The organism is Caulobacter sp. AP07, from assembly GCF_000281955.1.
Lineage (GTDB): Bacteria > Pseudomonadota > Alphaproteobacteria > Caulobacterales > Caulobacteraceae > Caulobacter.
Map to the genome: position 1 here is coordinate 1 of NZ_AKKF01000212.1, position 6950 is coordinate 6950.

The following is a 6950-nucleotide window of genomic DNA, read 5'->3' on the forward strand; positions in this document are numbered from 1 at the left end:
CCACCGCTTCGCGGCGGGCCCCTCCCTCTCTCCATGAGAGAGGGGTACAGGAGCGTCGGCAACGGGTCGAAAACAGCCTATGGCTTCACTCCCGGCGCCCCCCCGCCTAATCCGGCCACAGATCCTGCACATCCCCCTTGCGGTTCAGCATGTGCGTCGCCCGCTTGATCAGCGTCAGCAGCCGCTCCCGCCGCCCGTCGCTGTCATAGGTCAGGGTCGAGCGCGCCAGGCCCTCGAGCATGAAGCGGGCCAGGTCGCGGCTGGCCTGGAAGCGCGGGCCGGCCCCGGCGTGGAGGATCTTCAGGAAATGGTCGCCGGCCTGGGCGCGGTCGAACTCGGCCTGGGCGGGGGCCAGCAGGGCGTGGATCGCCGGGTCGGTGCGGCCGGCCGCCTCCAGCTCGGCGAAGGCCATGAACGGCACGCTGTGCAGCAGGTCCCAATAGCTGTCGATGGCGTGCTCGGTGACGTCGGCGCCCGGCGGCAGGGTGTCGGCGGCGGCGCGGAACAGGGTCGAGCGCTCGGCCTGGACATGGGCCACGGCCGCCTCGACCAGGGCCTCGCGGGTCGGGAAATGATAGAGCATCGCCCCGCGCGTCAGGCCCGCCGCGTCGGCGATCACCGGGTTGGTGGCGGCGTGGTAGCCCATGTCGGCAATCAGCCGCATGGCGCAGTCGAGAATCCTCGCCCGGGTCTTCAGCGACTTGGGCGTATCCTTGGCGAGGCGGGCGGCGTCCATGGTTCTGATCTAGTGAAACCGATGTTGCACCGCAACAGCGCAAGGCGGCCAAAGCTTGACCCAGGCCGACAAGATTCGCCGGATGGTGAAATTTCAGGCGTTGGGTGCGGCGCGGCGCCACGCCCTCTCCCGCCGCCATTTCACGAAAGCGACATGCAATCAGCTTAATCGCCGGAAAGCTCGCCTGGGTGGGGCTGGTCCGGGGGGATCGGTTCTCGAACGCCGCACAGGCGCTGCTTGGGAACCGCGCGAGGGGCAAGCCATGGTCACCGACAACGACATCGACGTTCGCCACTACCGCTCGATCTTCATCAGCGACGTCCACCTGGGCACGCGCGGCTGCCAGGCCGAGCTGCTCCTGGATTTCATCCGCCATGTGGAGTGCGACAAGCTCTACCTGGTCGGCGACATCATCGACGGCTGGAAGCTGCGCAGCGGCTGGTACTGGCCGCAGAGCCACAACGACGTGGTGCAGAAGATCCTGCGCCTGGCCCGCAAGGGGGTCGAGGTGATCTACGTGCCCGGCAACCACGACGACCGCGTCCGCGACTTCTGCGGCACCCACTTCGGCGGGGTGGTGGTGGCGCGCGACGTGATCCACGAGGCCGCCGACGGCAAGCGCTACCTGGTGGTGCACGGCGACGAGTTCGACGGGGTGGTGCAGCACGCCAAGTGGCTCGCCTTCCTCGGCGATTGGTCCTATAGGACCATCCTGATGCTGAACACCTTGCTCAACCGCGCGCGTCGGAAAATGGGTTTCGGCTACTGGAGCCTCTCGGCCTATCTGAAGGTCAAGGTGAAGAACGCCCTGCAATTCATCGAGAACTTCGAAGCCGCGGTCGCCGACGAAGCGCGTCGCCGCGGCGTCGATGGCGTGATCTGCGGCCATATCCACAAGGCCGAGATGCGCGACATCGGCGGCGTGCTCTATGTGAACGACGGCGATTGGGTGGAAAGCTGCACCGCGCTCGTGGAACATATGGACGGACGGCTCGAAATCCTGGAATGGTCCAAGCTTAGGTCCTGGTCGGTGATCGACCGGGCGCGGGCGCTCATCGTCGAGCCCCCTATCGCGGAGCCTGCCGCCGCCTGATGCGGATACTACTCGCCACCGATGCATGGGAACCGCAGGTCAACGGCGTGGTTCGGACCCTCACCAAGGTGATGGCCGAACTGCGCGCCATGGACCACGAGGTCGACGTCGTCAGCCCCGACCAGTTCCCCACCTTCCCGCTTCCGACCTATCCGGAAATCAAGCTGGCCATCGGCGCCTATGAGCCGGTGATGGAGCGCTTCAAGTCGTTCGAGCCCGAGGCGATCCACATCGCCACCGAGGGTCCGATCGGCCTGGCCGCCCGCCGCATCTGCCTGGAATGGAAGCTGCCGTTCACGACCAGCTACCACACGCGGTTCCCCGAATACGTCTCGGCCCGCCTCCCGTTGCCATTGTCGGCCGGCTACACCTACATGCGCTGGTTCCACAAGCCGTCGGGCCGGCTGATGGTCGCCACCCCGACCATGCGCGACGAGCTGATCCGCCATGGCTTCCGCAACATCTCGCCCTGGACGCGCGGCGTCGACACCGACGTCTTCAGGCCCCGGGTCGCGGGCGAGCCCGACATGTTCGAGGGCCTGGCCCGGCCGATCTTCCTCAATGTCGGCCGCGTGGCGGTCGAGAAGAACATCGAGGCCTTCGCCAGCCTGGACCTGCCCGGCACCAAGGTGATCGTCGGCGACGGCCCGCAGCGCGAGGAGCTGGCCGAGAAATATCCCGACGTGGTGTTCACCGGCGCCAAGTTCGGCGCGGAGCTGGCCCGCTACTTCGCCTGCGCCGACGTGTTCTGCTTCCCGTCCCTGACCGACACCTTCGGCCTGGTGATCCTCGAGGCCATGGCGGCCGGCGTGCCGGTGGCGGCGTTCTCGGCCCCCGGGCCGATCGACATCATCCCCGGCTCGGGGGCCGGGGCCCTGGCGCCGGGCCAGACCGACGGCCTGCGCGAGGCCTGCCTGGCCTGCCTGGACATCGACCACGGCGTGGTCCGCAAGTTCGCCGAGGGCTTCTCGTGGCGCGCCTGCGCCGAGGAGTTCTACAAGAACCTCCAGCCCTATCCCGAACCGGAAAAGACCCGATTCTGGCGACGCCTGCGGCGGCTGGCGCGACTGCGGCGGCGGCCGGCGGCTTAGGCCGGCGGCGTAGGCTCAACTTCCACCCCGGTTCACCGCACGCCCTTGCCCCCTCCGAGCCTACGGCCCTCCTCCCCCATAGGGGGAAGAGTTTGGGCTCCGCCCCCTATGGGGGCGGACAGACCGCGAAGCGGTCAGGTGGGGGCAAGCGGGTGTGATCTCACGCCCCCTAACCCGCCGCCCCCGGCCCCTCCCAGCCCTCGACGAACGGAAACCGCTCGGCCCAGAAGTCCGCCAGCCTCGGATCGGAGTCGACGCGGCGCACCACCTCGGCCATCCTCGGCGCGACATCATAGAACCGCTTCCGCCGCGGCCCCCAGCGGCTGGCGACGGCGACATAGAGGTCGAGCACGGTCAGGTCGTCGCCCAGCAGGTACCGCCCGGGCGTGATCTGGCGCTCCATCATCGCCCAGCAGTCGGCGATGCGGTCGGCGGTGGCGGCCAGGACCCGGGCCTGGGCCTCGGCGTCCGGCCCGACCAGCCGCGAGGGGTCGGCGCGCACCCAGAACAGCGAGTAGATCGCGGCCGGCACGAACACCATCCAGCGCAGGAACTGGGCGCGCAGCGGCGAATCGAGCGAAGGGGCCAGCCTGGCCTCGGGATGGGCGTCGGCCAGCCAGATCAGGATGGCGGCGCTTTCGGTGATCGTCTCGCCGGCCGCCGTCACCAGGGCCGGGACCTGCCTGAGTGGGTTGACCCCCGCCACCTTCGCCCGCTGGGCCTCGCCTTCCCAGGTCGACGCCTCGACGACGACATGGGGCTGCCCCAGCAGGGTCAAGGTCGCCTCGACCGGCACGGAGCCCGAGCCAAGCGCGCCATAGATGGTGTAAACTGGGTTCATCTTTGGTTAGCCAATCTGCCCACAACATGTTGTGTACTGCGACCAACTGACCACTAGATGCGGCCATCGGTGCTGCGCTACCAAGGAACTGTAACCGTCCGTCCGATTCGTGTCCGCCTGCCCTGGAGCCCGCTCTCGATGTCCGCCAAGCTGATCACCACGCCCGGCCTCCTGACCCCCTCCGGCGCCTACAAGCCCTTCCGCTATCCGTGGGCCCACGAGTTCTGGAAGAAGCAGCAACAGGTCCACTGGATGCCCGAAGAGGTGCCGCTGGGCGAGGACCTCAAGGACTGGGCCGTCAAGCTGAACGACAAGGAACGGAACCTGCTGACGCAGATCTTCCGCTTCTTCACCCAGTCGGACATCGAGGTCGCCGACAACTACATGGAACGCTACGGCCGGGTGTTCAAACCCACCGAAGTGAAGATGATGCTGTCGTCGTTCGCCAATATGGAGACCATCCATATCGCGGCCTACGCCCTGCTGCTGGAAACCATCGGCATGCCGGAGAGCGAATTCGGCGCGTTCATGGAATACCAGGCCATGCGCGACAAGCACGACTTCATGCAGAAATTCGGCGTCGAGACCAACGCCGACATCGCCCGCACCCTGGCCATGTTCGGCGGCTTCACCGAGGGCCTGCAGCTGTTCGCGTCGTTCGCGATGCTGATGAACTTCCCGCGCTTCAACAAGATGAAGGGCATGGGCCAGATCGTCTCGTGGTCGATCCGCGACGAGAGCCTGCACTGCGAAGGCATCATCAAGCTGTACCACGCGTTCAACGCCGAGACGAAGTGCGTGACCAAGGCCGTGGCGGCCGACATCGTCGACTGCTGCAAGACCGTGGTCACCATGGAGGACGCCTTCATCGACCTGGCCTTCGAGGCCGGCGAGATCCAGGGCATGACCCCGGACGACATCAAGAAATACATCCGGTTCATCGCCGACTGGCGCCTGCGCCAGCTGCACCTGCCGGAAGTCTACGGCATCAAGGAAAACCCGCTGCCCTGGCTGCAGTCGCTGCTGTCGGGCGTGGAGCACGCCAACTTCTTCGAGGCCCGGGCCACGGAATATTCCAAGGCCGCCACCAAGGGCCAATGGCACGGCGCCGACGGCGTGTGGTCGAGCTTCGACAACATGCTGACCAAGCGCTCGGAAAACACCCTGCCGGCCGAATAAGAGCAGGGATAATCGGGGATATCATGCCGCCGCCCTCGCAAGAGGGCGGCGTCTCTTTGTCTGGTTGCCTGGGTCTGGTTGTCTGGAGAGATGTCATGCGGATCGCGGTGATCGGACCGGGCGCGGTGGGCGGCGCGGTGGCCGCGTGGCTGGCCCAGAACCCGGCCCTGACGGTCGAGGTCTGCGCGCGCACGGCCTTCGACCGGCTGGAGGTCGAGACGCCCGGCGGCCCGCTGGTCGCCAACCCCCGCGTGCTGACCGCGCCGGACCAGGCCTCACCGGTCGATTGGGCGCTGATCACCACCAAGACCTATGACGCCGCCGCGACCGGCGCCTGGCTGGCCGCCCTGGTCGGGCCGGCCACCCGGGTGGCGGTGCTGCAGAACGGCGTCGAGCATGTCGAGCGCTTCACGCCCTACATCGACCCGGCGCGGATCACCCCGGCGGTGGTCGACATCCCGGCCGAGCGCGCGGCGCCGGGCCGCATCCGTCAACGGCGGGATGGCACGATCCTGGTTCCGGAGGGCGCGGCCGGCGACGCCTTCGTCGCCCTCTTCGCCCACACGCCGATCGCCGTGTCGACCACGGCCGATTTCAGGACCGCGGCCTGGAAGAAGCTGGCGCTCAACTGCGCCGGGGCGGTCAACGCCCTGACCCTGAAGCCGGCGGGCATCGCCCGGCGCGAGCCGATCGCCGACATCATGCGGGCCCTGGTCGGCGAATGCGTGGCGGTGGGCCGCGCCCAGGGCGCGGACCTGCCGGACGACTTGCCCGAGACCGTGGTGGCCGGCTATCGGGCCAGTCCGACCGACGGGGTCAATTCCCTGCACGCCGACCGCGCCGCCGGCCGGCCGATGGAGCTGGACGCCCGCAACGGCGTGATCGTGCGGCTGGGCGCCCGGCACGGGATCGCCACGCCGGTCAATACGATGGTGGTGGCCCTGCTGGAGGCGGCTACTTCTTGAGGAAGCCGCCCAGCAGGTCGCCGACCGCGCCGCCCAGGCCTTCGGTCGGCAGCTGACCGCCCGGCGTCAGCTTGTCGACCAGGCTCGGCAGCAGTTCGGCCAGCTTGGCCGCGCCGACCTGCGGATCGACGCCCAGCTTCTCGGCGAACTGGCCGACCGCGCCCGAGCCGAGCACGGCCTGGATCTGTTCGGCCGAGATCGGCAGGTTGGCCCCGCTGGAGACCCAGGACTGGGCCACCGCGCCGAGGCCGCCCTTCTGGAAGGCCTCGACCAGGCCGCCGACGCCGCCGGCCGCGCCTTGGCCGCCGATGGTCTCGATCAGCCCCGACAGGTCGGCGCCGCCTTCATGGCCGCCGAGGGCGCCCATCAGATTGTCCAGCAAGCTCATGAACGCTCTCCGAGTTGGCGGCGTCCGTGGCGGGCGCCTGGAATCCAAGACTAGCTGCGGTCTATGTCAGTGCGATGAGGGCCGTGGAGCGCTCGAAAAGGCTCTACGGCCGGTCGCGCTTGGGCAGGGCGGCGACCTCTTCCGTCGTCAGGCGGGTGATGCTCTTGGCCATGATCGGCATGGCGAAGTTGCCGTCGGAGACCCGCAGGTCCAGGTCGATCGGCGCGCAGACCTGGTCGCTGCCGCGCACCACCGAGACGATGTGCACGCCGGGCGAGGTCAGCTGGCTGGTGCCGTGCGAGAGATCGACGCGATAGACGTCGCGGTTGCGCACCCGCATCAGCAGGGTGTTCTTGTCCGGGGCGCTCCAGCCCGACCAGTCCGACAGCGAGAAGCAGGTCCGGGCCGGACGCGGGGCGGCGTCCTTGGCGGCGGCGTCGGCGAAGGCGGGCGCGGCGGCGGCCAGCAGGACCGTCGTCAGCAGGCTGGCCCGGATCATGGATTTGGCGTTCATGGCGGTCTTCCTAGCAAAATCCCTCGGGAGAGAGATTGGTCCTCTCCCCCCCGAAGTCAACCGACGGTGTCGCCGAGACCTGGGCCGGGCCTAGGCCTTGACCGCTTCCGCGTCCGCCACGGCCTCATCCTCCTGCGGCTCGT

General features: G+C 68.4%; 8 protein-coding genes and 1 pseudogene. 4 read left to right on the forward strand and 5 right to left on the reverse strand.

Annotated features, from left to right (window positions below):
• Together PMI01_RS28240 and PMI01_RS19425 are read right to left on the reverse strand one after the other, a co-directional pair.
• A pseudogene (locus PMI01_RS28240) lies at nucleotides 1-132 on the reverse strand (hypothetical protein); the annotation flags it as partial.
• On the reverse strand, nucleotides 107-736 hold the full coding sequence (locus tag PMI01_RS19425; protein WP_007672855.1) for a TetR/AcrR family transcriptional regulator: 630 nt from the start codon (nucleotides 734-736) through the stop codon (nucleotides 107-109). The pseudogene PMI01_RS28240 and the gene PMI01_RS19425, both read right to left, overlap by 26 nt.
• A 262-nt stretch (nucleotides 737-998) precedes the next feature.
• Between PMI01_RS19425 and PMI01_RS19430 the strand changes: the two genes are divergently transcribed.
• Both PMI01_RS19430 and PMI01_RS19435 read left to right on the forward strand, forming a co-directional pair.
• Nucleotides 999-1829, forward strand: a complete 831-nt coding sequence (locus PMI01_RS19430; protein WP_007672858.1) for a UDP-2,3-diacylglucosamine diphosphatase — start codon at nucleotides 999-1001, stop codon at nucleotides 1827-1829.
• Nucleotides 1829-2920, forward strand: coding sequence for a glycosyltransferase family 4 protein (locus PMI01_RS19435; protein WP_007672859.1), 1092 nt, complete (start codon nucleotides 1829-1831; stop codon nucleotides 2918-2920). The genes PMI01_RS19430 and PMI01_RS19435 overlap by 1 nt, the downstream gene beginning before the upstream one ends.
• A gap of 169 nt (nucleotides 2921-3089) precedes the next feature.
• Here the strand turns inward: PMI01_RS19435 and PMI01_RS19440 are convergent, their stop codons facing one another.
• The gene (locus PMI01_RS19440; RefSeq protein WP_007672861.1) at nucleotides 3090-3761 is read right to left on the reverse strand and encodes a glutathione S-transferase family protein; all 672 of its coding nucleotides are present in this window, start codon (nucleotides 3759-3761) and stop codon (nucleotides 3090-3092) included.
• 138 nt (nucleotides 3762-3899) lie between these two features.
• Here PMI01_RS19440 and PMI01_RS19445 point away from each other — a divergent pair, with 138 nt between their 5' ends.
• Nucleotides 3900-4940 (forward strand): ribonucleotide-diphosphate reductase subunit beta, encoded by a 1041-nt coding sequence (locus PMI01_RS19445; RefSeq protein WP_007672862.1) that lies wholly within the window; start codon nucleotides 3900-3902, stop codon nucleotides 4938-4940.
• A gap of 95 nt (nucleotides 4941-5035) precedes the next feature.
• Complete coding sequence (locus tag PMI01_RS19450; protein ID WP_007672864.1) at nucleotides 5036-5905, forward strand: 2-dehydropantoate 2-reductase; 870 nt, start codon at nucleotides 5036-5038, stop codon at nucleotides 5903-5905.
• Here PMI01_RS19450 and PMI01_RS19455 read toward each other — a convergent pair.
• Both PMI01_RS19455 and PMI01_RS19460 read right to left on the reverse strand, forming a co-directional pair.
• A complete protein-coding gene (locus tag PMI01_RS19455) occupies nucleotides 5895-6293 on the reverse strand; it encodes a YidB family protein (protein WP_007672867.1) in 399 nt (132 codons plus the stop codon). The two genes, PMI01_RS19450 and PMI01_RS19455, sit on opposite strands and share 11 nt — an antisense overlap.
• A gap of 103 nt (nucleotides 6294-6396) precedes the next feature.
• Nucleotides 6397-6807: a DUF6491 family protein gene (locus PMI01_RS19460; protein ID WP_007672868.1), complete on the reverse strand. Its 411-nt coding sequence runs from the start codon at nucleotides 6805-6807 to the stop codon at nucleotides 6397-6399.
• Nucleotides 6808-6950: the final 143 nt, after the last annotated feature.